The organism is Chrysiogenia bacterium, from assembly GCA_020434085.1.
Lineage (GTDB): Bacteria > JAGRBM01 > JAGRBM01 > JAGRBM01 > JAGRBM01 > JAGRBM01.
In genome coordinates, this window is sequence record JAGRBM010000004.1 from 1 (window position 1) to 2261 (window position 2261).

Consider the following 2261-nt stretch of genomic DNA (forward strand, 5'->3'; position numbering starts at 1 on the left):
GCTCGGCCTGCCGCTTCTGCAGCTCGTGCTGGTAGATCTTGGCCTGCAGCAGCTTCATGGCCTTGGCCTTGTTCTTGTGCTGGCTGCGCTCGGCCTGGCAGGCCACGACGATTCCGGTGGGAATGTGGGTGAGGCGCACGGCCGAGTCGGTCTTGTTGACATGCTGGCCGCCGGCGCCGCTGGAGCGGTAGGTATCGACGCGCAGGTCTTCCTCGCGCACCTCGATGTCGATGTCGTCGTCCACCTCGGGGCAGACGCACACGCTGGCAAAGGATGTCTGGCGGCGCTTGTTGGAGTCGAAGGGCGAGATGCGCACCAGGCGGTGCACGCCGATCTCGGCCTTGAGATAACCGTAGGCAAAGGGGCCGGCCACGGTGACGGTCGCGCTCTTGATCCCGGCCTCTTCGCCCTCGGAGAGCTCGACGATCTCGGTCTTCCACTCCTGGCGCTCGCAATACCGAAGGTACATGCGCAGCAGGATCTCGGCCCAGTCCTGGGCCTCGGTGCCGCCGGCGCCGGCGTTGATGGTGAGGATGGCGTTCGAGGCGTCCTGCTCGCCCGAGAGCATCTTCTTGAACTCGAGCTTGCCGACCGACTTTTCCAGCGCGTCGATCTGCTCGCCCAGGTCGGCAAGCATGTCGGTGTCGAGTTCCTCTTCCTCGGCGAGCAGCTCGGCAAATTCCTTCGCCTCGGAGAGCTCGCCCTGGGTCTCGTTCCACGGCTCGACCGTGTCCAGGTAACGCTTTCGCTCCTGCACGATCTTCTGGGCGGCTTCGGGGTCGTCCCAGAAACCCTGGGCGCTCATCTGCTGGTCTAGTTCTTCGAGCTTCTTCGTCGCGCCGGCGATGTCAAAGATGCCCCCTCAGAGGCTTCAGGCGATCCGAAGCCTCCTGGAGGCGGGATTTCAGCTCGGCGAGCTGAAGATGGGGGTCGAGGCTGGTGGCTTGTTCCGACATGTGCGGGAACTCCTTACGATCAGGCGGGCGGAGTATAGGGAGAAAGTCTTCGACTTTCCACAAGACACGCTCCCCCTCCGGGGGAGCTGGCCGACGCAGTCGGACTGAGGGGGTGTTGGAGCTGGCACGCTGCTCCGCCTTCAGAGCCCGATCGCCGCCTGCGCGACCCCCTCTGCCCTACGGGCAGCTCCCCCGGCGCGGGGGAGCGCAAAGGGAATACTTCCCTATTGCCCGATCACAAAGCTCGTTTCCTTGAGAACCTTGCCGTCCTCGGAGGTCACCTGCACGCGCCAGTCGCCGGTCATGCCCGGGCCGATGGTCTTCGAGCTCCAGGTGCGCCACTTGCTGCCGCGGATGTTCAGGGCGACCTCGGAAACCATCTCTGCGCCATGGAACCAGCGGTGCTTGATCACCACGTCTTCCTTCGCGCCCAGGATTTCGCTGAAGCAGTAGAGCTTCTCGGTATCGGCGAAGAAGTGCTCGCTGATGCCGACCGGTTCCTTCTCTGCAATGTCGGCGGCGACGAAGAGGTCGCCCACGGTGTAGCCCACGTCGGCGGCGGCGCTCTCATCCTTGTTCTTGCTGTCACAGGCGCCAAAGCCCAGTGTCAAAACGAGGGCCAGCAGCGCCAGCCAGGTGATGTGTGTCTTCATGTACGGATCCTTTCCTTTGTGGTCTCCCCCGCAACCGGGGGAGATGCCCCGCAGGGGCAGAGGGGGTGTGCGATCTGGCACGCGGCTCCCCCTCAGTTCGGCCTTGCCGGACAGCTCCCCCGGCAGCGTGGGAGAAAGATATAGTTCAAAAACTCTCTTACACCAGCCGATCCAGCAGTTGTTCAATGTTGCGGATACCTTCAACTTCGGCGCCCTTGGGGATCTGGCCTCGCCCCATGCGCGTGAGATTTCCCTGCGGGATCCAGAAGCGCGTGAAGCCCATGCGCACGCCCTCGGCAATGCGCGCGTCCGCTTGGGATACCGCGCGGACTTCTCCGGCAAGGCCGACCTCGCCGAAGGTAATCGCCTTGGGATCGACCGGGCGCCCCATGGACGAGGACGCGATGCTCGTCAGGATCGCCAGGTCGGCCGCGGGCTCGGTGAGCGAGACACCGCCGGCAGCGTTCACAAAAACATCCTGGTCGGCCAGGTGAATCCCGCCCCGCTTTTCCAGAACGGCAGCCAGAAGCTGCGTTCGCTGGTTGTCCACGCCCAGCGAGGTCCGCCGCGGGTTGCCGAGGCGCGAGTCGGCGACGAGCGCCTGCACTTCGGCAAGCAACGGGCGGGTGCCCTCCAGCGCGCAGGTAACCAC

3 protein-coding genes are annotated in these 2261 nt (G+C 64.6%); all 3 read right to left on the minus strand.

Annotated elements, in window-relative coordinates:
* A partial coding sequence (gene prfB / locus KDH09_00085) for a peptide chain release factor 2 (GenBank protein MCB0218062.1) occupies positions 1-856 on the minus strand: 856 nt, incomplete at its 3' end.
* Positions 857-1180: 324 nt separating this feature from the next.
* Positions 1181-1609: a DUF2914 domain-containing protein gene (locus KDH09_00090; GenBank protein ID MCB0218063.1), complete on the minus strand. Its 429-nt coding sequence runs from the start codon at positions 1607-1609 to the stop codon at positions 1181-1183.
* Between the two features lie 157 nt (positions 1610-1766).
* On the minus strand, positions 1767-2261 hold a 495-nt coding region (locus KDH09_00095), incomplete at its 5' end, for a DNA repair protein RadA (protein ID MCB0218064.1).